This window comes from Brachybacterium sp. EE-P12, assembly GCF_003711805.1.
GTDB lineage: Bacteria > Actinomycetota > Actinomycetes > Actinomycetales > Dermabacteraceae > Brachybacterium.
Genome location: NZ_QXCP01000003.1, coordinates 23,067 through 48,924, shown reverse-complemented (window position 1 = coordinate 48,924; position 25,858 = coordinate 23,067). Strand labels below are relative to the sequence as shown.

The following is a 25,858-nucleotide window of genomic DNA, read 5'->3' as shown; positions in this document are numbered from 1 at the left end:
AGGAGGCCATGACCACCATCACCGAGGAATCGGCCCAGATCGACGAGACCGAGAAGACCACCGCGCCGCGCAGACGGCGTCCCGCCACGACGCTCGTCGTCGGCCTCGGGATCGTCGTCGCGATCGTCCTGTTCGGGCTGGTCGCCCCCTTCTTCACGCAGGATCCGCTCGCGGTCTCCAACGACGGGATGCAGGGACCGAGCGCCGCCCACCTGCTGGGAACCACCCAGACCGGGCAGGACGTCCTCGCACAGCTCGCCCACGCCACCCGCGGCTCTCTGATGGTGGGCGTGATCGTGGCCGTGCTGGCCCTGCTCCTCTCCGCGTTCTTCGGGATCCTCGGCGGCTACCTCGGAGGCTGGCTCGACGAGGTGTTCTCCCTGTTCACGAACGTGGTGCTGATCCTCCCGGGGCTGCCGCTCATGATCGTGATCGGCTCCTACGTGGAGCAGCGGGGCCTGCTGCTGATCGCCTTCGTCCTCGCGATCACCTCCTGGGCGGCCTCCGCCCGGGTGCTGCGCTCGCAGACCCTCTCGATCCGCAGCCGCGACTACGTCCACGCCGCCCGGATCGCCGGCGAGAAGCCGTGGCGGATCATCTCCGTCGAGATCCTGCCCAACCTGCTCCCGGTGATGTCCAGCGGCTTCGTGTTCGCCCTGATCACCGCGATCCTCGGCGAGGCGGGGCTGAGCTTCATCGGGCTCGGCGTGGTGGGCACCCAGACCTGGGGATCGATGCTGTTCTACGCCCAGAACGGCCAGGCCCTGACCCTCGGCGGCTGGTGGTGGTTCGTCCCGCCGGGCTTCATGATCGCCGTGCTCGGCGGCGGCCTGTCGCTGATCAACTTCTCGATCGACGCGATCATCAACCCGCGCCTGCGCAACGCGCCGGCGAACGTCCGCCGCGTGCAGAAGGCCGAGAAGGAGGCGGGGGCATGAGCAAGTCCGCAGAGCAGATCGTCACGGACCTCGAGTCGGTCCGCTCCGGGTTCGGCGCCGCCGCCTCGCCCGAGCCGGTGCTGACCGTGCGGGACCTGGACATCGTCTACGAGGTCGCCGAGCCCGTGCACGCGGTGCGGCGGGCGAGTCTCACCCTGCACCGCGGGGAGATCCTGGGCCTGGCCGGAGAGTCCGGCAGCGGCAAGACCACCCTCGCCTACGGCCTGAACCAGCTGCACCGGCCGCCCGCACGGATCATCGGCGGCAGCGTCACCTTCCATGGACAGTCCGACGGGGACGTCGACGTGCTCGCCCTCGAGGGCGAGTCGCTGCGCACCTTCCGCTGGTCGAGGATCGCGATGGTCTTCCAGGGCGCGATGAACTCCCTGAACCCCGTGATCTCGGTGAAGGCGCAGCTGGAGGACGTGTTCACGACGCATCGACCCCAGATGGACGCGGCCGAGCGACGCCACCGCAGCGAGGAGCTCCTGCGCCTGGTGGGGGTGGACCCCTCCCGCATCACCGCCTTCGCCCACGAGCTCTCCGGCGGCATGCGCCAGCGCGTGATGATCGCGATGGCGCTGGCCCTGGACCCCGAGCTGATGATCATGGACGAACCCACGACCGCCCTGGACGTGGTGGTGCAGCGGGAGATCCTGCAGGAGATCCTGCGCCTGCGCCAGGAGCTGGGCTTCGCGGTCGTGTTCATCACCCACGACCTGCCGATGCTGCTGGAGATCTCCGACCGCATCGCGGTGATGAGACAGGGCGAGATCGTGGAGCTGGACACCGCGGAGAACCTGTACTTCGCGCCGAAGCACCCGTACACCCGCCGCCTGCTGGGCTCCTTCCCCTCGCTGACCGGCTCGACCGGAGACTTCGTCCGCGCCGGCTACTCCCCGGAGGAGACCCGATGACCACCTTGACCGCCACGGACCTCTCGAAGACCTACCTGCTGCGGAGCGGTCTGCGCTTCTCCCGCCTGCAGGCGGTGCAGGAGGTGTCCTTCGAGCTGTCGCCGGGCCGCACGCTGGCGCTGGTGGGCCAGTCCGGCTCCGGCAAATCCACCATCGCGAAGCTGCTGATGCAGCTGGAGCGCCCCACCTCGGGGACCCTGCTGCTGGACGGGGCGCCCATCGGCCGACGGGGCCGCGCGCTGGCGGACTACCGCCACGAGGTGCAGATGGTGTTCCAGGATCCCTTCGCCTCGCTGAACCCGTACCACTCGATCGGCCACCACCTCCTCCGGCCCCTGCTGCTGCACGGCCGGGCCACGGCACGCACAGCCCCCGGGGCAGCGAAGGAGCTGCTGGAGCGGGTTAACCTCCCGGCCGACGACGCGTTCATGGAGCGGCGACCTCACGAGCTGTCCGGCGGGCAGCGCCAGCGCGTCGCGATCGCCCGCGCCCTCGCCCCCGGGCCGAGCGTGCTCGTGGCCGACGAGCCCGTCTCGATGCTGGACGTCTCGGTGCGCCTGGGGGTGCTGAACCTGCTGGCCCGGCTCCAGCAGGAGGAGGACCTGGCGATGCTCTACATTACCCACGACCTGGCCACGGCCCGGCACTTCTCCGACGAGATCATGGTGATGCTCCGGGGTCGGGTCATCGAGCACGGTCCGGCTGACGAGGTCATCCTCTCCCCGCGCGAGGAGTTCACGCGTCGGCTCCTCGCCGCCGCCCCCGAGCCCGCCACCAACCAGCGCTTCCTCGCCGAAGCACAGCGTCGGGGCGTGCCGATGCCCGACCATCTCGCCCATCAGGAGGACCTCGGATGACCGTCTCGCGCCGTGAGCTGCACGAGGGCTGGACCCTCACCGTCACCGACGGGCCGATCCCCTTCCCGGTGCGAGACCTCCCGGCGACGGTGCCGGGCACCTTCCTCACCGATCTGCTGGACGCCGGGCTGATCCCCGACCCGTACCTGGACCGCAACGAGCACGAGCTGGCGTGGAGCGGAGAGTGCGACCTGCTCTATCGCACCGTGTTCCAGATCGACGAGCTGCCCTCGGGGCGCACCGATCTGGTGGCGGGGAGCCTGGACACCGCGGCGACCGTGATGCTGAACGGCGCCGAGGTGGCGACCGTGCAGAACCAGCACCGCTCCTGGCGGTTCCCCGTCGAGTCGCTGCTGCGCACCGGGGCGAACACCCTCGAGATCCGCTTCGCCTCCCCGCTGCGCACCGCCCGGGAGAACGCCGCCGCGCAGGGGGATCTCCCCGTCGTCGGCAACGACCTGCCGTACAACGCGATCCGGAAGATGGCGTGCAACTTCGGCTGGGACTGGGGTCCGGTCCTCGTGACCAGCGGCATCGCCGGTCCGATCGCGCTGGAGAGCTGGTCGGGCGCGCGGCTGGACCGAGTGAGGCCCCTGGTCGTCCCCGACGCCGACGGGCCTGGCGGCACGGTCGCACTGACCGTGCCGGTCGAACGCGAGCACGGGGCCGACGGGCCGCTGCACCTCCGGCTGGAGGTGACGGGACCGGGCGGCGACCTCGCCGGTACGGCCGAGGCCGTGGTCCCGGCCGGCGCCTCGCAGGCGGAGGTCTCGCTGCACCTGGAGAGCGTGGAGCTCTGGTGGCCGCGCGGCCACGGGGAGCAGCCGCTGTACACGGCACGGGTGGTGCTCGAGGACGCGGCGGGCGGGGGCGACCCGTCGGCCGCAGCGCCGCTGGACGCGGTCTCCCACCGGATCGCCTTCCGCACCGCGGGCGTCGTCGAGGAGCCCGACGAGGTGGGCACCTCCTTCACCGTGGTGGTCAACGACCGCCCCGTACTGGTCAAGGGCGCGAACTGGATCCCCGACGACTGCTTCCCGACTCGCCTGACCGCGGAGGATTACGCCCGCGGCGTGGGCCATGTCGTCGACGCCGGGATGAACATGCTGCGGATCTGGGGCGGCGGGCTCTACGCCGCCGAGGAGCTGTACGACCTGTGCGATGAGCTGGGTGTGATGGTCTGGCAGGACGTCGCGATGGCCTGCGCCGCGTACAGCGAGGAGGAGCCGCTGCGCGGCGAGATCGAGGAGGAGCTGCGGGAGCACGCGGTGCGCCTGGCCTGGCATCCCTCTCTCGTGCACTGGAACGGCTCGAACGAGAACGTGGAGGGATACTTCCACTGGGGCTGGAAGGACGTGATCGAGGAGGGCGTGGGCTGGGGGAACCGCTACTACACGGAGATCTTTCCGGCGATCCTCTCGGAGCTCGACCCCACCCGCTCCTACACGCCGTCGAGCCCCTATTCCCGCGGAGTCCTCGAACAGCCCCGGCACCCTGATCACGGCACGGTGCACAACTGGGTGGTGTGGGCGAGCGAGGAGGACAACGACTACGTCCACTACCGCGACACCGACCCCCGCTTCGCGGCCGAGTTCGGCTTCCAGGGCCCCGCTACATGGGCGACGGTGGAGCGCGCGATCTCGGAGCGCCCGCTGCGCGCCGACTCCCCCACGATGCTCTCGCACCAGAAGGCGGTGCGCGGGCAGGAGAAGCTCGTGGCCGGGTACCGGCCGCACTTCCCCGACCCGGACCCCGCGAGCTTCGCGGACTTCCACCTCACCACTGCGCTGAACCAGGCACGGGCGCTGCGGGTGGGGATCGGGCACTACCGCTCCCTGTGGCCGCACTGCACGGGCACGATCATCTGGCAGCTCAACGACTGCTGGCCCGTGACCTCGTGGGCGGCGGTCGACGGGGACGGCCGCCGGAAGCTGCTCTGGTACGCGATGAGGGACCTCTACGCCCCACGCCTGCTCACCGTCGAGCCGCGCCGAGGCGGCCCCGTCGCCGTGCTCGGCAACGACACCGACGAAGCGCTCGACGGCATCCTGTACCTGCGCCGGGTGCACCGCGACGGCGAGACCCTCGCGGAGGAGCACCTGACCGTGCAGGTTGCGCCGCGCAGCACCTCGCTGATCCCGCTGCCGGAATCGGTCGCGTCCCCGGAGGATCCGAGCCGTGAGGCGCTGCTGCTGGTGGCGCCCGGGATGCGGGCCGTGCACTGGTACGCAGAGGACAAGGACCTCGATCTCGATCCGTCGGCCCTCGAGGTGGAGGCGAGCGCGGATCCGGACATCGAGGGCGCCGTGCAGGTGGTTCTGCGTGCGCGCTCGCTGGTACGCGACGTCGTGGTGGTCGCCGACCGCGTCCACCCCAGCGCGTCAGCGGACCGTCAGATGCTGGACCTGCTGCCCGGGGAGCGTGCGACCGTATCGGTCACGGCCGGTCCCGGAGCGGTGCTGGACCCCGCCGACTTCCTCGCCGACGGCGTGGTGCGCAGCGTCAACGAGCTGGTGGCGCGGGCACGGCGCTGACGGGGGACCATGTCCTCATGAGCACATTCGGTTTCCTCGCCCCACAGGACCTGTGGGACGCCCGCTCGGAGATGTTCTTCAGCCAGGTGCTGGCCGGGGTCGAGGACGAGGTCGCGCTCGACGGGCACACCGTGCTGACCCTCGCCGCCCGCTCCCCCGTCGAGGAGATGGCGTTCTACCGGCGCTGGGCGGAGTCCGGCACGGTGGACGCCGTCGTGCTCCGGGACCTCCGGGCGGAGGATCCTCGCCCGGGACTGCTGGAGGAGCTGGGCATCGGATACGTGATGCTCGGGGACGTCACCCAGGAAGGGGAGGAGCCTGCCGTCCTGGTCGACAACGCGGCATCGATGCGCGCGGTCCTCGCCGAGCTGCGCGCCCTGGGCCATGCACGGATCGCACATCTGGGCGGTCCCGCCGACCTCCTGCATTCCCGCCTGCGCCGCGAGGCCTACGTCGAGGATGTCGCGCGCCACGGAGATGCGCCGCTCACCGCGCAGGGCGACTACTCCGAGCGCAGCGGCGCCCTCGCCCTCGAGACCCTGCTGGCCGGGTCCGGCGGGACAGCTCCTCCGACCGCCCTCGTGTGCGACAACGACGCCATGGCGATCGGGGCCCTGGAGGCCGCGCCCGCGCTCGGCGCGAGAGTGCCCGAGCAGCTCTCGATCATCGGCTGGGAGGACTCGATGTCCTGCCAGCTCCACGACCCGCCGGTCGCGGTGCTCGGGCATTCGCTGCGGATGACCGGGGCGCTCGTGGGCCGTGCGCTCTGCGCCCTGGTCGACCGCCCGCCGCGGCGGGAGAGGATCCAGCGTCCGACGCCGGTGATCCTGCACCGCGGGACGCTCCGGGGGCTGCCCTGAGGCTCACCCTGCGCGCCGGGGGCTTCACTCTCGATCGGTCGGCGGCGCCGTCGACTCCCGCAGCACCAGCTTCGTCCGCAGCTCGAAGGGATGGGCGAAACGGCTCGGGTCGTCGAGCAGTGCGAGGAGCCGCTCGACCGCGACCTGCCCCATCTCGAACAGCGGCTGGCTGACCGCGGTGAGCTGGGGCTGGGTCCAGCGGGTGATCATCGTGTCGTCGAAGCCGACGACGCTGAGCTGCTCGGGGATCTCGAGCCCGCGGGCACGGGCGGCACGCATGGCGCCGTGGGCGAGGTTGTCGGAGGCGGCGAAGAGCGCCGTCGGCGGGTCGTCGAGCGCGAGCATCCGCGCGGCGCCCTCCTCCCCCACCTCGGCGCTGAAGTCACCGCCGTGGATCAGCTCCTCGTCGAGGGGGATGCCCTCTGCGGCGAGCGCGCTGCGGTAGCCCTCGGTGCGCTGCTGACCGGGGACGGAGCCGTCGGGGCCGTTGAGCAGTCCGATACGGCGATGGCCGAGGTCGAGCAGGTGGCGCACGGCGCTGCGCCCGCCCTCCCAGTTCGTCGCGGAGACGGCGAGGAGCCCCTCGACCTCACCCTCGCGCAGGATCGGGTCGATCACGATGAGCGGGAGGTTCAGGCTGCGGCTCCAGCGCACGTGCCGGGAGTCGATCGGGGCGGTGAGCGCGACGACGCCGTCGACCCCGGCGCCCGCCGTCTCCGCCATCCAGGCTCGTGAGATGCCGCGCCCCTCGGAGCTGACCACGAGCAGATCCGCTCCGGCGCCGCGCGCCGCGGCCTCCGCACCGGCCAGGACGCCCATGACGTACGGACTGTCGGCCACCTCGAGGTGCAGGGCGATACGGCGTCGGCCGTGCGAGCGGCGCGGACGGGCCTCGTAGCCGAGGGACTGCGCCGCCTCCGCGACCCGTTCCCCCGTGCTCGCACTCACCGCTGCCCGGCCGTTCATCGCCTTGGAGGCGGTCGCGAGGGACACCCCCGCCACCTCCGCCACCTGCGCGAGAGTGACCTTCCCTCTCGCTCTCCGCGTCGTCACCATGACACACATCCTACCGCTCGCGAGAGAAACTTTCTGTACGTCGGCGCCATCGAGCCGGCCGCTCGGCCACCATGCCCCGCCACGCGTCGCAGCTGGAGCGACACCCGGGCCGAAGCCACCCCTCCCACCCGCGCACATCGACGTACTGCCAGGTCACAACGGTCAATGTTCGCGAAAGGTCTCGATCCGGCCACGTTGTTGACCCCCACCCGCCCTGTTGGTAAATTGCGCTTACTTACCGGCGTCACCTCCAGGACGACGCCGACGACAGCCCCGTCAACGTCGACACCAGGAGCACGTCATGCGAAACTTTTCACTCACTCGTCGGGGGATGCTCGGCGCCACCGCCGGGCTCTCCGCCCTCACCCTCGGCGCCTGCGGCACCGCCGGCCCCGGCTCGAGCAGCGGCGACGGCGGGTCCGCGAGCTACTGGTCGCTCTCCGGCGAACCCAACGAGACCATCTACGAGGATTCCGTCGACGCCTTCAACGAGGGCGACCAGGGCCAGATCGAGCTGACCTTCTTCCAGAACGACGCGTACAAGCAGAAGATCCGCACGGCGATCGGTGCGGGCGAGGCGCCGACGATCATCTACGGCTGGGGCGGCGGCGGTCTGCGCACCTACGCCGAGGAGTCCCAGGTCGAGGACGTCACCGCCTGGCTCGAGGAGGAGGCGGACTACAAGAACCGCTTCGTGGAGTCCGTGTGGGACGCCGCGACCGTGGACGAGAAGATCTACGCCCTCCCCCAGGGTGCGACGCAGCCGATCATCCTCTTCCACAACAAGACCGTGCTCGAGGACATCGGCGCCGAGGCGCCGGAGACCTGGGACGAGCTGCTGGACGTGATCGAGAAGGCGAACTCCGCCGGGGTCGCCCCGATCTCCCTGGCCGGCCAGTCCCGCTGGACCTCCATGATGTGGCTCGAGTACCTGCTGGACCGCGTCGGCGGTCCAGACGTCTTCGCCCGCATCGCGGCCGGCGACTCCGAGGCATGGCTGGACGACTCCGTGATCGCGATGGGCGAGAAGGTGGAGGAGCTGCTGGAGGCGAGCGCCTTCGTCGACGGCTTCGAGTCGATGGCCGCGGACTCCAACACCGACCAGGCCCTGATGTGGACCGACCAGGCCGCGCTCATGCTCCACGGCGGCTGGACCTTCGGCAGCATGAAGGCCAGCGGCGGTGACTTCGTCCAGTCCGGACGGCTCGGCTTCGGCCCCTTCCCCACCATCGAGGGCGGCAAGGGCGAGCTAACGAACCTCGTGGGCAACCCCTGCAACTACCTCTCCCTCTCCTCCGCCGCGAGCGACGAGGAGAAGGAGGTCGCCAAGGCGTTCCTCAAGGAGGGTGCGATGAGCGACCAGGTCGCCGCCGACCTCATCGCCTCCGGCTCCGTCCCGGTGATCATGGGCCAGGACGATGCGCTCGCGGCGAGCGAGGACGCCGAGTACCTCCAGTGGGTCTACTCCTCGCTCCAGGAGGCGCCGGCCTTCACCCAGTCCTGGGACCAGGCGCTCCAGCCCACGGAAGCGGAGAACCTGCTGGTCAACATCGAGCAGCTCTTCCTCGGGACGCTCACGGCCGAGCAGTTCGCCGAGAACATGGCCGCCGGCAAGGGGGCCTGACGATGACGGCGCTCTCCCCCGCGACGCCGCAGCTCGCCGTCACCGGCGCCGAGGCCGAGGCCGCACCCGTGCAGCGGGCCCCGTCGGCCGCCGACTCCCGCCGCCCGCGCGGCGAGCGGGTGCACATCTCCCATGTCCTCTTCGCCCTGCCGGCGCTGGCGTTCTTCGCGATCTTCGCCCTGCTGCCGCTGCTGGGGGTGGTGGTGCTGTCCTTCACGAGCTGGAACGGCATCGGCGCGATCCAGTTCACGGGCCTGACCAGCTGGGCGGAGACGCTGACCCGTTCCACCACCTGGCAGGGCCTGGGCCTGGTGCTGATCATGATCGTGGCGACCTGGCTGCTGCAGACGCCGCTGAGCATCCTGCTGGGCACCTTCCTCGCCGGGCAGCAGCGATACCGCAACGTGCTCGCGGTGCTGTACTTCCTTCCGCTGCTGCTCTCCTCCGCGGCGATCGCGATCACCTTCAAGTCGCTGCTGGACCCGAACTTCGGGCTCGCCACCGGGCTGGACATGCCGCTGCTCAAGCAGAACTGGCTCGGCGACCCGGTGCTGGTGTGGGGCGTGCTGCTGTTCATCATCGCCTGGCAGTTCATCCCCTTCCACACCCTCATCTACCAGGGCGCGGTCAGCCAGATCCCGCAGTCGATGTACGAGGCGGCGCAGATCGACGGCGCCGGCCGCGTGCGGCAGTTCTTCTCGATCACCCTGCCGCAGCTGAAGTACACCCTCATCACCAGCTCGACGCTGATGGTGGTCGGAGCGCTGACCTACTTCGACATCATCTTCGTCCTCACCCAGGGCGGACCGGGCGTCGCGACCCGGATCCTGCCGCTGGACATGTACCTCACCGGTTTCCGCGGCAACGAGATGGGCGTGGCCAGCGCCCTCGCGGTGATGCTGGTGGTGATCGGGCTGGGCCTCGCGCTCGGCGTGCAGCGGCTCGGCGGCAAGGATGCCTCCGCGAGCCAGATGGAAGGAGCCTGACATGCGGCGCAACTGGATCGGCGGCACCTTCGGCTGGCTGTGGCTCGTCGTCGTGCTGCTGCCCCTGTACTTCGTGCTCATCACGAGCCTGAAGTCGATCTCCACCTACTTCGGCTCGAACCCCGTGCTGCCCTCGCTGCCCCTCGCGGTCGAGAACGTCACCGCAGTGCTCGAGGCGGACTTCACCCAGTACCTGCTCAACAGCGTCCTCGTCGCGGTCGGCACCGTGGTGCCGCTGGTGCTCATGGCGTTCATGGCCTCGTACTCGATCGTGCGCGGGACACGGCGGGTGTTCGGCCCCGTGCGGAGCCTGTTCCTGCTGGGGCTCGCGATCCCGGTGCAGGCCACGATCGTGCCGATCTACCTGATGATCATCCGGATGCACATGTACGACTCTCTGGTCGCGCTGATGATCCCCGCGATCGCCTTCGGTCTGCCGCTGAGCATCCTGATCATCTCGAACTCCCTGCGCGACGTGCCGAGGGAGCTGTTCGAGGCGATGGACATCGACGGCTCGACCGAGTGGCAGAAGATGTGGCGCCTCGCCTTCCCGATCGTGCGCCCCGCGCTCGTGACGGTCGCGGTGTACCAGGCGCTCATGTCCTGGAACGGCTTCCTGTTCCCGCTGATCCTCACGCAGAGCCCGGACAAGCGCACCCTGCCCCTGGCACTGTGGAGCTTCCAGGGCGAGTACGCCACCAACGTGCCGGTCGTGATGGCCGCCGTGGTGCTGTCCTCGATCCCGATCGTGATCCTGTACGCCTTCGGCCGCCGCTACCTGGTCAGCGGCATGACCGCCGGCTCCGGCAAGTGACCCCGACCTCGAAGGAGACGTCCCCGTCGTGACCTCGACACCCACTGCACTGAACATCGGCCTGATCGGCTACGGCTTCATGGGCGCCGCCCACTCCCATGCCTGGCGCACCGCGCATCGCTTCTTCGATCTGCCGGCCGCCCCGGTGCTGCACACGATCGCGGGCCGCACCGAGTCCGCGGTCGCCGACGCCGCCGAACGGTACGGTTTCGCCTCCCACACCACTCGCTGGCAGGACCTGATCGAGGATCCCGGCATCGACGTCGTCGACATCTGCACCCCGGGCGACACCCATCACGAGATCGCCCTCGCCGCGCTCGCGGCCGGCAAGCACGTGCTGTGCGAGAAGCCGCTGGCGAACTCGGTGGCGGAGTCGGAGGAGATGGCCGCCGCTGCCGCCGACGCCGCCGACCGCGGCGTGCGTTCGCTCTGCGGCTTCTCCTACCGCCGCACCCCCGCCCTCGCCTACGCGCGCCAGCTGATCGCCGAGGGGTTCGTGGGCGAGATCCGCCAGGTCCGCGCCCAGTACCTCCAGGACTGGCTCTCCGACGCCGACGCCCCCATGACCTGGCGGCTGGACAAAGACAAGGCCGGCTCCGGGGCGCTCGGCGACATCGGCGCGCACGTCATCGACCTGACCCAGTGGCTGACCGGCACCCCGATCCAGCAGGTCTCCGGCACCCTCGAGACCGTCGTCCCCACCCGCCCCGCGGCCGGCACCGCGCAGGGCCTCGGAGGGAAGGGCGACACCACCGGCGAGCGCCAGCAGGTCACCGTCGACGACACCGCCCTGTTCTCCGCCCGCTTCCCCGGCGGGGTGCTCGGCGCGTTCGAGGCGACCCGAATGGCGCAGGGACGCAAGAACGCGATGCGCGTCGAGATCAACGGCGCGAAGGGCTCGATCGCCTTCGACTTCGAGCGGATGAACGAGCTGGAGATCTACGACGCGACCGTGCCCGCCGGCCGGCAGGGCTTCACCCGCGTGCTGGCCACCGAGCCGGAGCACCCCTACGCCGCGGCCTGGTGGCCCACCGGCCACGGCCTCGGCTACGAGCACACCTTCACCCACGAGATCGCCGACCTGGTCCGCGCGATCGGCGAGGGCACCGACCCCTCCCCCTCCTTCGCCGAGGCGCTGCACGTCCAGCGCGTCCTCGCCGCCGTCGAGGCCAGCGACGCCGACGGCTCCCGCTGGACCCCCGTCGACCCCCAGACCCCCACCACCGAGGAGACCACCGCATGACCACCCCCACCCCCGGAACTCGCCGGACCGCGCTCGTCGTCCGCGGCGGCTGGGACGGCCACCAGCCCGTCGAGGCGACGAACCTGTTCATCCCCTTCCTCGAGGAGAACGGATTCGACGTCCGCATCGAGGACTCCCCCGCGATCTACGCCGACGCCGAGTACATGGCCACCGTCGACCTGATCCTCCAGTGCAACACCATGAACACCATCGAGCGGCCCCAGTTCGAGGGGCTGCGCGCCGCGATCGAGGCCGGCACCGGGATGGCCGGCTGGCACGGCGGGATCGCCGACTCCTACCGCAACGAGTCCGACTACCTCACCCTCATCGGGGGACAGTTCGGCTGCCACCCCGGCAAGCACCCCGACGAGCGCAGGGGAGAGCAGGCCGACAACTACGTCCCCTACACCGTCAACATGCTCCCCGAGGCCGCGGACCACCCCATCACCGCCGGGATCAGCGACTTCGACCTGGTCACCGAGCAGTACTGGGTCCTGGCCGACGACTACTGCGACGTGCTCGCCACCACCACCCAGAAGGTCCGCTCCTGGGATCCCTGGCACCGTGAGATCACCTCCCCGGCGCTCTGGACCCGCCTGTGGGGCGAGGGGCGCATCTTCGTCACCACCCCCGGCCACCGCGTCGAGGTGCTCGAGGACCCGAACGTCCGCACGATCATCGAGCGCGGCCTGCTCTGGGCCGCCCGCGGCAGCGAGATGCCCTACGGCGAGCACGGCCGCACCCCCGCGACCAGCCGGAAGGAGGCGACCCGATGAAGGTCGGCATGATCGGCTGCGGGGTCATCTCGCGGCAGTACCTGGAGAGCTTCGACCAGCTGCCCGACGTGCACCTGGTCGCCGTCGCGGACCTCGACCGCGCCCGCGCCGAGGCCGCGGCCGAGGGGCGCGAGGGGGTGCGGGTGCTCACCGTCGACGAGCTGATCGACGATGCGGAGGTGGACACAGTCCTGAACCTCACGATCCCCGCGGCGCACGCCGAGGTGGATCTGCGCGCGATCGCCGCGGGCAAGAACGTCTACTCCGAGAAGCCCTTCGCGGTCACCACCGAGGAGGGGGCGCGCGTGCTCGCCGCGGCGGCGGAGGCGGGGGTGCTCACCGGCTCCGCCCCGGACACCGTGCTCGGCACCGGCACGCAGACGGCGCGCGCGGTGATCGACGACGGAGTGATCGGCACCCCCATCGCGGCGACGGCCACCATGGTCACCCCGGGCCATGAGCGCTGGCATCCCCAGCCGGACTTCTACTACGTCCCCGGCGGCGGTCCGCTGCTGGACATGGGCCCGTACTACATCCACGCCCTGGTCACGCTGCTCGGCCCGGTCGAAGCGGTGATCGGGGCGGCGAGCCGGCTGCGCACCGAGCGGACGATCGGCTCCGGGCCGCGGGAGGGCGAGACGATCCCCGTCACCACGGACACGCACGTCACGGGCGTGCTGGTGCACGAGTCGGGGGTGCTGTCCACGCTCGTGATGAGCTTCGACGCGGTCGCGACCTCGGCGCATCCGATCGAGGTCCACGGCACCGCCGGCACCCTCGCCGTCCCGGACCCGAACCGCTTCGACGGGGACGTGCAGCTGCACGCGCTCGGCGGCGAGGGCTGGGAGACCCTGCCGGTGACCGGCGGCTACGAGCAGGCCGGGCGCGGGATCGGGCTGCAGGACATGGCGGTGCGCGGCGAGGGCCTGCGGGCCTCCGGCGAGCTCGGCCAGCACGTGCTCGAGGTGATGAACGGGGTGCTCGAGGCCGCGCACGGCGGGAGTCGCGTGGAGATCGCCAGCACCGTCGAGCGGCCGGCGGCGGTGCCGCTGACGGCTCGTGACGCGGCGGCGGTCACCGGCTGAGGCGGACCGGTCACCCCAGCGACAGCGGCAGCATCGCCGCGCGCGGGCCGAGCTCCTCGAGCTCGGCCCGCTCGTCGTCGGTGGGGGTGCGTCGCCCGGTGGCGAGTCGCAGCGCGTCGGCGTCGGCCCACCCCTTGGGCAGGCGCAGGCGCAGGCGGCGCTCCACCATGTCCCGCGCCTCAGCGAGCCCCTCGGCGGGCGGTCCCGCCGGGGCGTCTGCGGGGTCGAGATGGGCGATCAGGTCGAGGTGGTGGAGCGTCCACTCGAGCACGTAGGCGTGCAGGTAGTCGCGCACGGTGAGGCTCATGCCCTGCGTGGCGACGGGCAGGTCCGCCGGGGCGAGGAGCGCGGCGCGTCCGGCGGCAGCGCCGAGGTCCTCGAGATGGTCGCGCAGCAGGCCAGGGTCCTCGTAGGCGGCGGCGAGGCGGACGGTGAGGCGGTCGTGCGGGGACGTGCCGCCCGGCGGGGTGGGCGTCGGGGTCCAGTAGCTCAGCGCGTCGGCGGTCGGCGCGTCCTCCGCGGGGGTCGCGAGGGTGATCAGCACGTCCTGCGCGTCGATGACCAGGTGGCCGACGAGGTCGCGCACGGTCCAGCCGGCGCAGCCCGAGGGGGCTGCGAAGGCGCGATCCGGCAGAGCCGCGACGGCCTCGCGCAGCGCGGACCAGGCCTGGGTGAACAGCTCCATGGTCCGACGGTAGCGCCCCCGCCCGGCTTCAGCCCCGTCAGAGGTTCCAGATCACCGGGACCAGCACGATCTTCACCACGATCGAGAAGGCGAAGAGCGTCGCGTAGGCGGTCTCGATCCGCTCGTCGGCCTTCTTCGAGTTCGCGGCGTCGAGCACCGCGGGCTGGCCGAGGAAGCCGGCGACCGCGCCGGCCGCGCGCGGCGCCGACAGGTCCAGGACCCAGCGCGCGCCGATCAGCAGCACCACGCAGCCCAGCAGCGCGACCACGGCGGAGAGCAGGGCGGCACGCCAGGCGGTCGGGGAGGCGAGCACGGCGGCGATCTCGGGCCCGGCGGTGAGGCCGAGCGCGGCGAGGAAGAGCAGCAGGCCGAGCTGGCGCACGGTGGTGTTCGCGCCGCCCGGGAGGGACCACACGATCGGTCCGGTGCGGCGCAGCGCCCCCAGCGCCATGCCGACGATCAGCGGCCCTGCCGCGGGGCCGAGGGCGAAGGAGCCTCCGCCGGGGAACGGCACCGTGACCAGGCCCAGGAGCACGCCGAGCACGAGGCCGAGGCCGAGGGAGAGCACGTCCAGCTCGCTCGCCTTGCGGTCGGAGTCGCCGAGGAAGGTGTGCACCGCGTCGAGCTCGGCCCGGTCCACGACCACGGCGATGCGGTCGCCGGGCTCGAGCACGAGGTCGTCGCGGGCGAGCAGCTCGAGGTCGCCGCGTCGCACCCGGGTGACCACGGCCCCGAAGCGCACGGGCAGGTTCAGCTCGGCGATCGAGCGCGAGGCGAGGTCCGGGTTCGAGACGGTCAGCCGCGTGAACTCGACCAGGGAGCGGTCGTGGGCGATGTGCCGCGGGGAGCTCTCCCCGAGCTCGGCGACGACCTCCTCGACCGCATCCGGCATGCCGACCGCGACCACCTCGTCCCCGGCCAGGAGGTCCTCGCCGGGCACGATCACCCGCACCGTCCCGTCCCGGCGCAGGTAGGAGAAGCGCACCCGCTGCTCGTACCACTGGGGGACGTCGCGCAGGTTCACCCGGCGGTGCACGAGCACGGTGGTCGAGCGCAGGCTCGTCCCGGCGAGCGCCGGGGTGTCGCGCCGGCCGGGCCAGGCGCGGGTGACGACGGTGGAGACCAGCACGATCCCGACGATCACGCCGATCGGGTAGCCGAAGGAGTAGCCGACCGACGGGCCCGCGGTGCCGGTCAGGCGCGAGGCGGCGTCCAGGGCCGGGGCGGCGGTGAGCGCGCCGGTGAACAGGCCGAGGCCCAGGTCCTTCTCGAGGCCGAGGGCATGCCCGAGCAGGATCGTCGCGATCGCGGCGACGACGGTGGCCGCGGTCGCCGCCAGCAGCAGCGGCAGCTGCCGGTTCAGGGTGGAGAAGAACGCGGCGCCGGCGGAGATGCCGACGGTGTAGACGAACAGCGCCAGCCCCAGCGTCTGCACGATCTCCATCCCGGAGCCGAGCTGCGGGGCGAGGGCGGACAGGGCCAGCCCTGTGAACAGCGCGCCGGCGGCCCCGAAGCGTACCCTGCCGAAGGGGATCGCGCCGAGCACCGCCCCGGTCGCGACGACCAGGAACAGCGTGAGCAGGGGGCTGCTCGCGAGGGCGTCGATCACGGGGGTCCTTCCCGTGCCCGTCGGCGAGCGGGCGGAGCGCGCTCGTGCGCGGGCACCGCTGTGTGGCGTTCGGGACCACGATAGGCCCGGCGGTGCCGCACTGCGGGGCGGAGTTGTCCGAGGTCACGCCGCGGGTGGACAGCGGTTCGCGGGGCACGGCCGGGCCCGCCGTCGGGCTGGCAACCTCCGGCACGACGCGGTGATCGGTACGGTGGTGCACGACACTCGGGGGGAACCGCTTCCCGCGTCGGGAGCGTCTGCGAGGTCGCAGTCCGCGGCCGTCGTCCGCCCCGGCGCGTCCCGTCGGCCCCGCGCCGACTCATCGGCCGCGCCGCGGCTGCTCAGAAGTTGCCGTCCGCCCCTGCACAGTTCGTCGAAAGGACCTCCCATGGCCGTCTCCGAAGGCGCCGACTACGCCCCCGCCGCGATGCCGAAGCCGGTGGTCGAACCCGGCGAGTTCGTGTTCGCCGCGATGCATCTCGACCACGGCCACATCGGCGGCATGACCCAGGGCCTGCTCGGTGCGGGCGGCACGCTGAAGTGGGTGTACGACCCGCAGCCCGAGCGCGCGGCCGCCTTCAAGGAGAAGTTCCCCGAGGTCACCATCGCCTCGAGCGAGGAGGAGGTGCTCGCCGATCCGGAGGTGCACCTGGTCGCCGCGGCCGCGGTGCCGGTGGACCGGGCGCCGCTGGGCATCCGTGTGATGGAGGCGGGGAAGGACTACTTCACCGACAAGACCCCGCTGATCTCGCTCGAGCAGCTCGCCGAGGCGAAGGCGGCGGTGGAGCGGACCGGGAAGAAGTACATGGTCTACTACTCCGAGCGGATCCACGTCGAGGCCGCGGTGCTGGCCACGCAGCTCATCCAGAAGGGCGCGATCGGGAAGGTCCTGCAGGTCACGGGCATGGGTCCGCATCGCATGGGTGATCCCTCGACCCGGCCCGACTGGTTCTTCGAGCGTGCCCGCTACGGCGGCATCCTCACCGACATCGGCTCGCACAACTTCGAGCAGATGCTCACCTTCACCGGCTCGGAGGACGCGGAGATCCTCTCCTCCTCGATCGGCAACTTCGGCAATCCGGAGCATCCCGAGCTGGACGACTTCGGCGATGCGCACATCGCGCTGTCCTCGGGGGCGACGGGCTTCGTGCGCGTGGACTGGTTCACGCCGTCGGGCCTGCGCACCTGGGGCGACGGCCGCACCTTCGTGGTCGGCACCGAGGGGTATCTCGAGCTGCGCAAGTACGTCGACGTCACCACGGACAACGGCCCGAACCAGGTCATCCTCGTGGACGCCGAGGGCGAGCACCGCCTGGAGGCCGACGGGAAGGTGGGCTATCCCTTCTTCGGCGAGCTGGTGCTGGACGTGCTGCACCGCACCGAGAACGCGATGACCCAGGAGCACGCCTTCAAGGCGGTCGAGCTCGCGCTGAAGGCGCAGGAGCAGGCGCGGGAGCTCACCGGGCGCTGAGCCGGGGGGGTCGGGGCCCGATGCGCGCAGGCGTGTCGGGCCCCTGTCGCGCGATCATGCCGCGCGGATCAGGATGTTCTCGCACAGCACCTGCACGCAGTCGGCGAGGCGGAACCCTGCCCCGCCCGTGGTGGCCGCGATCCGCTCCGGATCCAGGTCCTCCGACTCCGCGCACCCGTCCGACGCGCCGTGCACGACCGGCTCGGGCGGGTGGGCACCCGGATCGGGGCGGAGGATCAGGCGCTCGAACATCGCGGGCCAGCGCGCCTGGACCGGGTGACCGTCGGCGTCCAGGACCTGGAAGCGGGCACCGATGCCACCGGCGGCGCCCGTCGGGACCGGAGCGGCGCGGAGCAGCCGCAGTCCGCCTTCGTGGACCATCACATGGTGGCGACGGCACAGCAGCGCGAGCTGGTCGAGATCGGTCGGCCCGCCCTCGGACCAGGGCGCGAGGTGGTGGGCGTCGAGGTGCTTGCGCTGGTGACAGCCGGGGAAGTTGCAGGTTCCGTCCCGCAGGCGCAGCGCGCGGCGCTGGGCACGGGAGGCGAGGCGCCGTGAGCGTCCCAGGTGGAGGATCTCCCCGTCCGCGTCCGCGATGGCGAGCGAGACCTTGCCGGTGCAGGCGAGGCGCTCCGCGGTGGCGGGCTCGAGCGGCCCGCCGTCGAGGATCCCGCAGCGCGGGGAGTCGCCGCGCCGAGGCGACTCGTCGTTCCGAGACGTTCCCGCGGGAACGTCTCGGCGCAACGCGTCGGCACTGACCTGGACGATCACGAGATGACGGTCCTCACCGGAGCGGTCGGCGGGCTCGTGGGAGAGATAGCTGCGGGCGAGATCGTGCAGAGCGTCGGCGCGACGCTGGTCGAGGGTCGCCTCCGTGGTGATCTCTGCGTCGCGGACGACGTCGGGATCCGCGGAGGCCCCGTGCACGGGCGCGGCACCGTTCCGTCCGGCCGTGCTCGGCGGCTCGCTGCCGTCACGGTCCAGCGCGAGCTCGAGCGCCGTGACGAGCTCGGCGCCGGTCTCGGCGGGCAGGACCGCACGGATCTCGACCATGCCGTCCTCCCTGGTGCGCCAGCGCGCCTCGCGCCGCGAGTCCTGGTCCAGGCGTGTCCCGTCGACGGCTCGGAAGGAGGAGATGGTGCGGGCGAGCTGGGAGGCGGTCATCGCGCGCGCCATCTCGACCAGGACCTCCTCGTCGACGCGGTCGGCGACCCGGGTGATCTCACGGACCTTGGAGTAGGAGAGTCTCCCGGCACGGAACTCGGCGACGGTCAGCGGCAGCTCGGGAAGCGCCCGGGCGACCCGCAGGTGCTCGCGGGCGGTGCCCGCGGCCATGGAGCAGGCCCAGCCGAGCCAGTGCGCGGTCGACTTGAGGCCGACGTACCAGCGGGATCCCTCGCGTCGATCGAAGTCCGCGAGCAGGAGCAGGAACTCGCAGGTGGCCTGGGCGATGAGCGCGGCTTGCTGCTGGATGCGCCGGCCGAGCTCCTCGGCCTCAGCACGGTCGAGCACGGGCGGTGACGCGGAGTCGGCCGAGGGTCCGGGCACCGGTTCGAGCTGAGCGTGCGGGGCCGAGACGGGCCCCGGCAGATCGACACCGGGACCGGGTGGCGGGGCGATGAGGGGCATGGCGGCCTCCGACCGTCTGGCGTGGACGTGGATGTGGCCTCCAGTCCAGCCGCTCGCGGCGCCCGCCGCACCCCTCGGACCGGTTCTGTGGAGGACGTGCCGTTGTGGAGGAGAGGCTTGCGGTAGTTAGCATTCCGAACTACTATCGGTCGACGTGACCAGAACTCCGCAGCCCGCCCCGACCCCGCCCCCGGCGCGCGACGCGCAGGCCGAGGAGCTCCGTGCCGCCACTCATGGGCCCGCCGCCCCTGACCCCCTCCCCCACCACCTCGCACTGGTGTGCAGCCAGTTCGCCCGGCTCGCCGCACGCCGCTCGGACGTCGGCGTCGGCTCGGTGTCGTGGCGGGTCGTGGCCACGATCGAGCGGCTCGGGCCGCTGCGCCTGAGCGAGATCGCCGAGCGGGAGCGCGTCTCCCGCCCCACGGCCACCACCGTGATCAAGCGACTCGAGGAGGAGGGCCTGGTCCGGCGCGAGAGCGACCCGACCGACTCCCGCTCCTCCCTCGTCAGCACCACCGAGGCGGGCTCCGCGCAGCTGGCCGCCTGGCGCGCCCAGCTCGCCGAGGGCGTCGGCTCCCTGCTGCAGACGCTGCCGAGCGAGGACCTCGAGACCCTCTCCCGCGCCTCCGAGATCCTCGGGGGGCTCCTCGAGTCCCACGACCGCTGACCCCTCCGGGCCGGCCACGCCCACCCGCACCATCCCCGCCCCGACCGCCCCGCAGACCCCCGGAAGAAGCACCGCATGACCTCGACCTCCACGGACGCCGCCGCGTCCAGCACCTCCGCGGCCACCGCCGCCGCGACCTCCTCCTCGGCCCCGACCCTGCGCGACGCCTTCCGTCAGCCGCGCGCGGTGTGGGCGATCGCCTTCGCCGCGACGGTGTCGTTCATGGGCATCGGCCTGGTGGACCCGATCCTCCCCGCGATCTCCGAGCAGCTGGACGCCTCCCCCTCGCAGGCGATGCTGCTGTTCACCAGCTACCTGTTCATCACGGCGATCGCGATGTTCTTCACCAGCTGGTTCGCCTCCGCCGTCGGCGTCAAGCGCACCCTCCTGATCGGGCTCGCGCTGGTGGTGCTGTTCGCGGCGCTGGCCTCCGGGGCCGGCTCGGTGAACGAGATCATCGGCCTGCGCGCAGGCTGGGGCCTCGGCAACGCCCTGTTCATCTCCACCGCGCTCGCCGCCATCGTCGGCGCGACTGCGGGCCCGAGCGGCGGCGCGATCATCCTGTACGAGACCGCGCTCGGGATCGGCATGGCGCTCGGCCCGCTGCTCGGCGGCCTGCTCGGCTCCATCTCCTGGCGCGCCCCCTTCGCCGGGACCGCGGTGCTCATGGGCATCGGCCTGCTCGCGATCGCGCTGCTGCTGCAGCGTGAGGCGAAGCCCGCGCACGTCTCCCCGCTCGCGGCCCTGAAGGCGCTGGGCAATCCGGCCCTGCGCACCCTGGCGCTGACCGCGATCTTCTACAACTTCGGCTTCTTCACGCTGCTGGCCTACTCCCCCTTCCCGCTCGAGGCTGCCGCGGCCGCGCGCGGCGGCGAGTTCGGCGCGATGGGCATCGGCGGGGTGTTCTTCGGCTGGGGCGTGGCGCTGGCGATCACCTCGGTGTTCGTCGCCCCCGTGCTCACGCGACGCCTGGGCCTGATCCCGACGCTGCTCACCACGCTGGGCCTGCTCGCCGTGCTGATGCTGGCGCTCGCGCTCGTGCACACCTCGATGGCCGCGATGATCACCCTGATCGTCGTCGGCGGCCTGCTGCTGGGGATCATGAACACGGCTCTGACGGAGACGGTCATGGAGGCGACGGATCTGCCGCGCGGCGTGGCGAGCTCGGCCTACTCGGGCGTGCGCTTCCTGGGCGGCGCGATCGCCCCGGCCCTCGCCGGCCCGCTCGCCGCGGCGACCACCGCCGGCGCCCCGTACCTGCTCGCGGCGCTCACGCTCGTGCTCAGCATGGCGATGCTGGCGATCGGACGACGGCACCTGTCGGCCGTGGGCCGGCAGCACCACCTCAGCGCGACCGAGGAGGCCGAGGCGATCACCGCCGGGGACGAGGTCTGATCAGGCGGCCGGCCCGAGGCAGGCCTCGAGCGCACGGGCCACGTGCGGCGCGAAGGGCACCTCGGGATCGACGGTCACCCGGTGCAGGAGGATCCCGTCGAGCGCAGCCATGAGGAACCTCGTCCCCTCGAGCGGGTCCTGGGCCCCGAGCGTCGCGAGCGTCGCGGCGGTCCACCCCTCGAAGGCCCGACGATTCTCCAGCAGCGGGGCCAGCAGCTCGGCGTCGTGCGCGGCGTCGACGAACAGCGAGTAGCGGGCGAGCGTGCGATGACGGAACGGTCCTGCCTGCGCCTCGAGCATCCCGACGAAGGCCGAGATCGCATCCTCGCGCCGCCGCACCGGGGCGGTGCCGGCGAAGTCGGCCTGCTCGAGACGGGCGAGGTGCTCGACCATCCCGTCCAGCAGGGCGCGCCGCGTGCGGAAGTAGTTCGAGGCGGAGCCGCGGGGCAGCCCGGCCGCCTCGTCGACGCGGGCATGGGTCAGGGCGCGCAGGCCCTGCTGGCCGAGGACGGCGAGGGCCGCGTCGAGCACGCGCTCGCGGGGCGAGCGGTGCTCCGCACCGGGACGGCGCCGCTCGTCGGCCCCGCCGTCGGGCTCCGGTGGAATCGGTCGCTCCATCCGGCCACTGTAAGGCACTACCTCCATAGTGCTTTTCCACTACATCCGTAGTATCGTGGGGCATCCACACAGCGGATCCCTCCTCGAGGAGTCGCGATGACGCACCGCACCATGGATCCCCCGCTCCTGCCCGGCACGACCGACGAGCTGCTCGACCTCCCCGCCTGCCCGGGCTCCCCCGCACTGCGCATGCACCTGGTCGAGGCGGGCCAGGGACCGCCGCTGCTGCTCCTGCACGGCGCGCCGCAGTGCCATCTGCTGTGGTCCGAGCTGCTGCCGCGGTACGCCGAGCACTTCCGCGTGCTGTGCCCGGATCTGCGCGGGGCCGGCTGGACCGAGGCGCCGGGCCGCGGCTACACCCCGTCCTCGCTGATCGAGGATCTGCGCGCCCTGCTCGATGCGCAGGGGATCGAGCGGGTGCGGATCGTCGCCCACGACTGGAGCGCGATCATCGCGCTGCTGCTGGCGATGCAGGAGCCCCGGCGCGTGGAGCGCCTGGTGACCCTGTCCGTCCCCGACCTCTTCGTGCGGCCCGACGTGCGGGCCCTGCGGCTCATGGCTTCCGGCTGGTTCCAGCTGGCACTGTGCCTGCCGCTGATCGGTCCGCTCGCGGTGCGTGGCGGACGCCAGCGCCTGCTGCGGCACATGCAGTCCCTGACCAGCTCGGCCGCCACCGGGCCGCTGCCCTTCGCGCGGGTCGATCGCGAGCTGCTGCGCGATCCGGCGCGCGCCCGGGACCTGTGCCGGCTCTACCGCACCACGGTCATGCCGACCCTGCTGGGGCTGTTCGTCGGCCGCTATCGCCGGCTCCGCCTGGAGGTGCCGACCCTCCAGCTGGTGGGCGCCGAGGACCCGGTCGCGCTGCTGCTGCGGATGCGACGGTTCCCGGGGCGCACGACGGAGCTGCACACCGAGACGATCCCCGGTGCCGGCCATTTCCTCGTCGACGAGGCCGGGGCGGAGGTCCTCGCACGGAGCCTGGACTTCCTCCTCACGGCCCATCCCGACTCCTCCTCTCCCAGCAAGGCACGATCATGAACATCCTGCTCACCCCTGTCGCTGCGATCCTCCTCGGCGCATTCGTCCGCCCCCGCGCCACAGCGGTGGCGCTCTACCTCGGCATCGAGGCCATCCTGTTCACCTTCCAGACCCTCGTCGTGCTCCTCGCCTGGATGTCGGGCGAGGGAGGCTTCGGCGGCGCGACCGAGAACGGCACCTTCGGGCCGGTGCCCACCGGCCTCCCCCTGATCCTCGACGAGGGCGAGATCTGGGCGTACGGCCTGGTCAACCTGCTGGTGGTGCTGGTCGGGGTCGGCATCACCCTGGGTGTCTCGACGCTCCGGGAGCGACGCCGGGTCCGGCGCAGCGCACCCACGCCCGCCTGAGCACCCCTGAGACCGCGTCTCGCTCTTTCCCGCCCCGTCGCGGCTTGATAAGGTGTTGCGAGTTCCAAAACGTCCATTCCGGCGTACAAAACGGTATGTCGCCCGGGTGGCCGTCGCCGTCCCGACCCATCGCCTCGCGGCGCCCCCGCGACCACGCATCGACCAGGAGGTCCCGTGCAGGACGCCGCCCTCGCTCCCCGGCTCGACCGATCCCGCCTCGGCTCCCTGCCGCAGCTCGGGGCCTCCGCCCCGCTGGACCCGGCGCGCGCCGGCATCATCCACCTGGGCCTCGGTGCCTTCCACCGCGCGCACGCCGCCGTGCACACCGCCCGGGCGCTCGCCGCGGAGGGCGGGGAATGGGGCATCATCGGCTTCGCGAACCGCTCGCGCGGCGTCGTCGAGCCGATGGCCCGGCAGGACGGGATCTACTCCGTCCTCGAGCTCTCCGACGAGGGGGTCCGCGCCGACCTGGTGGACGTGCACCGCGGCACCGGCATCATGACCGAGGAGCCGGGACGGGTGGTGCGCGAGATCGCGGATCCGCGACGCCGTCTGCTCACCCTCACCGTCTCCGAGGGCGGCTATCACGTCTCCCCGCGCACGGGCCGCCTCGACGTCGATGACCCGCAGCTGCGCGCGGACCTCGAGGGCGCGGGCGATCCCCGCACCGTGATCGGCCTGCTCGCCCGCGGCCTCACCCAGCGCGCCGAGGGCGGGGAGCCGTTCACGGTCCTGCCCTGCGACAACGTCTCCGCCGCAGGACGCACCGCGCGCCGGATGCTCACCGAGTTCCTCGAGCTCTCCGGCGCCGACGACGACGTGCTCGCCTACGTGCGCGATCACGTCTCCTTCCCCGACGCGATGGTGGACCGGATCGTCCCGGCCACCACGACGGCGACGAGCGACGAGGTCGCGGCGCTGCTGGGGGTGCGCGACGAGGCGCCGGTGCGGGCCGAGCGGTTCTCGATGTGGGTGATCGAGGACGACTTCGCCGCGGGCCGGCCCGCCTGGGAGAAGGGCGGCGCGATCCTCACGCCCGACGCGGGCGAGGTCGAGCGCTACGAGCAGGTCAAGCTGCGCCTGCTCAACGGCCCCCACTCGCTGATCGCCTATCTCGGCGCTCTCGACGGCCGGGTGACGATCCCCGAGGCCTTCGACCAGGACTGGATCGCGGAGGCGACGATGCGCCTGATCCGCGAGGAGATGCTCCCCACGATCGATCTGCCCTCCGGCTTCGATCCCGACGCCTATCTCGAGGACCTCTCCCACCGCTGGCACAACCACGACCTGGGCCACCGCACCCGCCAGGTGGGGTCCGACGGGTCGATGCGGCTGCCGCAGCGGATCCCCGTCCCCGCCCTGACCCATCTCGCGGCGGGGCGCACGCCGGCGCTGCTCGCCCTGACCGTCGCGGCGTGGTTCGCCTGCGTCGTCCCGCCGCGCGGGTTCGACCCCGGCGAGCAGGCCCGGGCGATGACCGACCCGGCGCAGCGCCGCCTGCAGGAGGCCGCCGCCCGCGCCACGAGCCCGGCGGAGCATGCGAGGATCCTGCTCGGGAGCGGCTGCCTCACCGAGGAGCTCGCCGAGCACGAGGAGTTCACCGAGCTCGTCGCCGCGCTGCTCACCGCTCTCGTCACCTCAGGGCCGCGCGCCGCGGCCGCCGAGGCGCTGGACGCATCGATGAAGGAGAACCGCTGATGAAGGCCCTGTCCATCCACGCCGCAGGCGACATGCGCCTCGAGGACGTCCCCGAGGTCGAGCCCGGCGAGGGCCAGGTGCGCCTGAAGGTCGCGTACGTCGGCATCTGCGGCTCCGACCTGCACTACTACTACAACGGCGCGAACGGCGCCTTCGTCATCACCGAGCCGCTGATCCCGGGCCACGAGCTCTCCGCCGTGGTGGACCTCGACCCCAGCGGCGAGCTCGCCCCCGGCACCCCGGTGACCGTGCACCCTGCCCGCTACGGCACCAGCGCGCCGGGGATCGAGGACCGGCCCCACCTGTGGCCGGGCGGTGACTATCTCGGCAGCGCCTCGGTCATCCCGCACCGCCAGGGCGCGGCCGTCGAGCATCTCATCATGGACCGGGAGAACATCCGGGTGCTGCCGGAGTCGCTGCCGCTGCGCCGCGGGGCGCTGGCCGAGCCGCTGGCCGTCTCCCTGCACGCGGTGACGATCGCCGGGGACGTGGCGGGCAAGGACTGCCTGGTGCTCGGCGCGGGTCCCATCGGTCTGCTCGCCGTGGCGGCGCTGCTGCACCGGGGCGCGGCCTCCGTGCACGTGACCGATGTGCGGCCGGAGCCGCTCGAGCGCGCCGCGGCCCTCGGCGCGCAGCGCACCCTCCGCGTCCCCGAGGAGGCGCCCGCGGACAACGCCTATGACGTGGTGCTGGAGTGCTCCGGCGCTCCCGTCTCGCTGTCCTCCGCGGTGCAGGCCGTGCGGCCGGCGGGGATCATCGTGCAGGTCGCGATCCTGCCGAACCAGGAGATCCCCGTGAACCTCGCCTCGCTCGTGGCCAAGGAGGTCCAGCTGCGCGGCACCCAGCGCTTCGACACCGAGATCGACGAGGCGATCGAGCTGCTCGCGCAGGACGCGCGCTTCGACGCGGTGGTCACCCAGGTGGTGCCCGTGGCCGAGGCGGAGACCGCCTTCGCCACCGCGAAGGACGCCTCCCGCTCCGCGAAGGTCCTGCTCGAGCTCTGATCCGCCC

At 72.1% G+C, this 25,858-nt stretch carries 23 protein-coding genes; 18 read left to right on the top strand and 5 right to left on the bottom strand.

Annotation, left to right across the window (positions count from 1 at the left end):
- Positions 1-8: 8 nt before the first annotated feature.
- Genes D1648_RS01745 through D1648_RS01725 form a run of 5 tightly spaced genes read left to right on the top strand, consistent with a single transcriptional unit; the run spans position 9 to position 6,106 of the window.
- Entirely contained in the window at positions 9-938 is a 930-nt protein-coding gene (locus D1648_RS01745) for an ABC transporter permease (protein WP_122939099.1), read from the top strand.
- Positions 935-1,855 carry an ABC transporter ATP-binding protein gene (locus D1648_RS01740; RefSeq protein ID WP_122939098.1) on the top strand — a complete coding sequence of 307 codons (921 nt, stop codon included), beginning with the start codon at positions 935-937 and terminating at the stop codon, positions 1,853-1,855. The genes D1648_RS01745 and D1648_RS01740 overlap by 4 nt, the downstream gene beginning before the upstream one ends.
- On the top strand, positions 1,852-2,712 hold the full coding sequence (locus D1648_RS01735; RefSeq protein ID WP_122939097.1) for an ABC transporter ATP-binding protein: 861 nt from the start codon (positions 1,852-1,854) through the stop codon (positions 2,710-2,712). Before D1648_RS01740 ends, D1648_RS01735 begins: the two co-directional genes overlap by 4 nt.
- Entirely contained in the window at positions 2,709-5,246 is a 2,538-nt protein-coding gene (locus tag D1648_RS01730; protein WP_122939096.1) for a glycoside hydrolase family 2 protein, read from the top strand. The genes D1648_RS01735 and D1648_RS01730 overlap by 4 nt, the downstream gene beginning before the upstream one ends.
- A gap of 17 nt (positions 5,247-5,263) precedes the next feature.
- Positions 5,264-6,106 carry a LacI family DNA-binding transcriptional regulator gene (locus tag D1648_RS01725; RefSeq protein WP_122939095.1) on the top strand — a complete coding sequence of 281 codons (843 nt, stop codon included), beginning with the start codon at positions 5,264-5,266 and terminating at the stop codon, positions 6,104-6,106.
- Positions 6,107-6,130: 24 nt separating this feature from the next.
- Here the strand turns inward: D1648_RS01725 and D1648_RS01720 are convergent, their stop codons facing one another.
- Positions 6,131-7,162 carry a LacI family DNA-binding transcriptional regulator gene (locus tag D1648_RS01720; RefSeq protein WP_122939094.1) on the bottom strand — a complete coding sequence of 344 codons (1,032 nt, stop codon included), beginning with the start codon at positions 7,160-7,162 and terminating at the stop codon, positions 6,131-6,133.
- Between the two features lie 301 nt (positions 7,163-7,463).
- Here D1648_RS01720 and D1648_RS01715 point away from each other — a divergent pair, with 301 nt between their 5' ends.
- Genes D1648_RS01715 through D1648_RS01690 form a run of 6 tightly spaced genes read left to right on the top strand, consistent with a single transcriptional unit; the run spans position 7,464 to position 13,690 of the window.
- Positions 7,464-8,786, top strand: coding sequence for an extracellular solute-binding protein (locus D1648_RS01715; RefSeq protein ID WP_122939093.1), 1,323 nt, complete (start codon positions 7,464-7,466; stop codon positions 8,784-8,786).
- A 2-nt stretch (positions 8,787-8,788) separates the two neighbouring features.
- Positions 8,789-9,772: a carbohydrate ABC transporter permease gene (locus tag D1648_RS01710; protein WP_122939092.1), complete on the top strand. Its 984-nt coding sequence runs from the start codon at positions 8,789-8,791 to the stop codon at positions 9,770-9,772.
- Between the two features lies 1 nt (position 9,773).
- The gene (locus tag D1648_RS01705; protein WP_122939091.1) at positions 9,774-10,586 is read left to right on the top strand and encodes a carbohydrate ABC transporter permease; all 813 of its coding nucleotides are present in this window, start codon (positions 9,774-9,776) and stop codon (positions 10,584-10,586) included.
- Between the two features lie 28 nt (positions 10,587-10,614).
- Complete coding sequence (locus tag D1648_RS01700; protein ID WP_122939090.1) at positions 10,615-11,829, top strand: Gfo/Idh/MocA family protein; 1,215 nt, start codon at positions 10,615-10,617, stop codon at positions 11,827-11,829.
- On the top strand, positions 11,826-12,605 hold the full coding sequence (locus tag D1648_RS01695) for a ThuA domain-containing protein (RefSeq protein ID WP_122939089.1): 780 nt from the start codon (positions 11,826-11,828) through the stop codon (positions 12,603-12,605). The genes D1648_RS01700 and D1648_RS01695 overlap by 4 nt, the downstream gene beginning before the upstream one ends.
- Positions 12,602-13,690: a Gfo/Idh/MocA family protein gene (locus D1648_RS01690; protein ID WP_122939088.1), complete on the top strand. Its 1,089-nt coding sequence runs from the start codon at positions 12,602-12,604 to the stop codon at positions 13,688-13,690. Before D1648_RS01695 ends, D1648_RS01690 begins: the two co-directional genes overlap by 4 nt.
- A gap of 10 nt (positions 13,691-13,700) precedes the next feature.
- Here D1648_RS01690 and D1648_RS01685 read toward each other — a convergent pair whose 3' ends face one another.
- Together D1648_RS01685 and D1648_RS01680 are read right to left on the bottom strand one after the other, a co-directional pair.
- Entirely contained in the window at positions 13,701-14,375 is a 675-nt protein-coding gene (locus tag D1648_RS01685; RefSeq protein ID WP_122939087.1) for a maleylpyruvate isomerase N-terminal domain-containing protein, read from the bottom strand.
- A 37-nt stretch (positions 14,376-14,412) separates the two neighbouring features.
- Complete coding sequence (locus D1648_RS01680; protein ID WP_122939086.1) at positions 14,413-15,984, bottom strand: aspartate:alanine exchanger family transporter; 1,572 nt, start codon at positions 15,982-15,984, stop codon at positions 14,413-14,415.
- Between the two features lie 388 nt (positions 15,985-16,372).
- On the opposite strand from D1648_RS01680, the gene D1648_RS01675 reads away from it, so the two are divergent.
- A complete protein-coding gene (locus D1648_RS01675) occupies positions 16,373-17,455 on the top strand; it encodes a Gfo/Idh/MocA family protein (RefSeq protein ID WP_122939085.1) in 1,083 nt (360 codons plus the stop codon).
- A gap of 54 nt (positions 17,456-17,509) precedes the next feature.
- On the opposite strand, the gene D1648_RS01670 is transcribed toward D1648_RS01675, so the two are convergent.
- A complete protein-coding gene (locus tag D1648_RS01670) occupies positions 17,510-19,003 on the bottom strand; it encodes an HNH endonuclease signature motif containing protein (RefSeq protein WP_164518538.1) in 1,494 nt (497 codons plus the stop codon).
- 235 nt (positions 19,004-19,238) lie between these two features.
- On the opposite strand from D1648_RS01670, the gene D1648_RS01665 reads away from it, so the two are divergent.
- Both D1648_RS01665 and D1648_RS01660 read left to right on the top strand, forming a co-directional pair.
- Positions 19,239-19,751, top strand: a complete 513-nt coding sequence (locus tag D1648_RS01665) for a MarR family winged helix-turn-helix transcriptional regulator (protein ID WP_122939083.1) — start codon at positions 19,239-19,241, stop codon at positions 19,749-19,751.
- Between the two features lie 75 nt (positions 19,752-19,826).
- The gene (locus D1648_RS01660) at positions 19,827-21,146 is read left to right on the top strand and encodes an MFS transporter (protein WP_122939082.1); all 1,320 of its coding nucleotides are present in this window, start codon (positions 19,827-19,829) and stop codon (positions 21,144-21,146) included.
- Here D1648_RS01660 and D1648_RS01655 read toward each other — a convergent pair whose 3' ends face one another.
- A complete protein-coding gene (locus tag D1648_RS01655) occupies positions 21,147-21,764 on the bottom strand; it encodes a TetR/AcrR family transcriptional regulator (protein ID WP_122939081.1) in 618 nt (205 codons plus the stop codon). It lies immediately after the preceding gene.
- A 96-nt stretch (positions 21,765-21,860) separates the two neighbouring features.
- On the opposite strand from D1648_RS01655, the gene D1648_RS01650 reads away from it, so the two are divergent.
- From D1648_RS01650 to D1648_RS01635, 4 genes are all read left to right on the top strand, one after another.
- On the top strand, positions 21,861-22,802 hold the full coding sequence (locus tag D1648_RS01650) for an alpha/beta fold hydrolase (protein WP_122939080.1): 942 nt from the start codon (positions 21,861-21,863) through the stop codon (positions 22,800-22,802).
- Positions 22,799-23,149 carry a hypothetical protein gene (locus D1648_RS01645; protein WP_122939079.1) on the top strand — a complete coding sequence of 117 codons (351 nt, stop codon included), beginning with the start codon at positions 22,799-22,801 and terminating at the stop codon, positions 23,147-23,149. Before D1648_RS01650 ends, D1648_RS01645 begins: the two co-directional genes overlap by 4 nt.
- Positions 23,150-23,323: 174 nt before the next feature.
- Positions 23,324-24,847: a mannitol dehydrogenase family protein gene (locus tag D1648_RS01640; RefSeq protein ID WP_206424758.1), complete on the top strand. Its 1,524-nt coding sequence runs from the start codon at positions 23,324-23,326 to the stop codon at positions 24,845-24,847.
- Positions 24,847-25,851 (top strand): zinc-binding dehydrogenase, encoded by a 1,005-nt coding sequence (locus tag D1648_RS01635; RefSeq protein WP_122939078.1) that lies wholly within the window; start codon positions 24,847-24,849, stop codon positions 25,849-25,851. The genes D1648_RS01640 and D1648_RS01635 overlap by 1 nt, the downstream gene beginning before the upstream one ends.
- The last annotated feature ends 7 nt before the right edge of the window (positions 25,852-25,858 follow it).

Bases quoted from the DNA above. Each gene is read 5' to 3' on its own strand.
- D1648_RS01730 (WP_122939096.1), top strand. From the start codon at position 2,709: ATGACCGTCTCGCGCCGTGAGCTGCACGAGGGCTGGACCCTCACCGTC.
- D1648_RS01720 (WP_122939094.1), bottom strand. From the start codon at position 7,162: ATGGTGACGACGCGGAGAGCGAGAGGGAAGGTCACTCTCGCGCAGGTG.
- D1648_RS01735 (WP_122939097.1), top strand. From the start codon at position 1,852: ATGACCACCTTGACCGCCACGGACCTCTCGAAGACCTACCTGCTGCGG.
- D1648_RS01690 (WP_122939088.1), top strand. From the start codon at position 12,602: ATGAAGGTCGGCATGATCGGCTGCGGGGTCATCTCGCGGCAGTACCTG.
- D1648_RS01705 (WP_122939091.1), top strand. From the start codon at position 9,774: ATGCGGCGCAACTGGATCGGCGGCACCTTCGGCTGGCTGTGGCTCGTC.
- D1648_RS01650 (WP_122939080.1), top strand. From the start codon at position 21,861: ATGACGCACCGCACCATGGATCCCCCGCTCCTGCCCGGCACGACCGAC.
- D1648_RS01710 (WP_122939092.1), top strand. From the start codon at position 8,789: ATGACGGCGCTCTCCCCCGCGACGCCGCAGCTCGCCGTCACCGGCGCC.
- D1648_RS01645 (WP_122939079.1), top strand. From the start codon at position 22,799: ATGAACATCCTGCTCACCCCTGTCGCTGCGATCCTCCTCGGCGCATTC.
- D1648_RS01675 (WP_122939085.1), top strand. From the start codon at position 16,373: ATGGCCGTCTCCGAAGGCGCCGACTACGCCCCCGCCGCGATGCCGAAG.
- D1648_RS01655 (WP_122939081.1), bottom strand. From the start codon at position 21,764: ATGGAGCGACCGATTCCACCGGAGCCCGACGGCGGGGCCGACGAGCGG.
- D1648_RS01740 (WP_122939098.1), top strand. From the start codon at position 935: ATGAGCAAGTCCGCAGAGCAGATCGTCACGGACCTCGAGTCGGTCCGC.
- D1648_RS01685 (WP_122939087.1), bottom strand. From the start codon at position 14,375: ATGGAGCTGTTCACCCAGGCCTGGTCCGCGCTGCGCGAGGCCGTCGCG.
- D1648_RS01745 (WP_122939099.1), top strand. From the start codon at position 9: ATGACCACCATCACCGAGGAATCGGCCCAGATCGACGAGACCGAGAAG.
- D1648_RS01715 (WP_122939093.1), top strand. From the start codon at position 7,464: ATGCGAAACTTTTCACTCACTCGTCGGGGGATGCTCGGCGCCACCGCC.
- D1648_RS01660 (WP_122939082.1), top strand. From the start codon at position 19,827: ATGACCTCGACCTCCACGGACGCCGCCGCGTCCAGCACCTCCGCGGCC.
- D1648_RS01695 (WP_122939089.1), top strand. From the start codon at position 11,826: ATGACCACCCCCACCCCCGGAACTCGCCGGACCGCGCTCGTCGTCCGC.
- D1648_RS01635 (WP_122939078.1), top strand. From the start codon at position 24,847: ATGAAGGCCCTGTCCATCCACGCCGCAGGCGACATGCGCCTCGAGGAC.
- D1648_RS01725 (WP_122939095.1), top strand. From the start codon at position 5,264: ATGAGCACATTCGGTTTCCTCGCCCCACAGGACCTGTGGGACGCCCGC.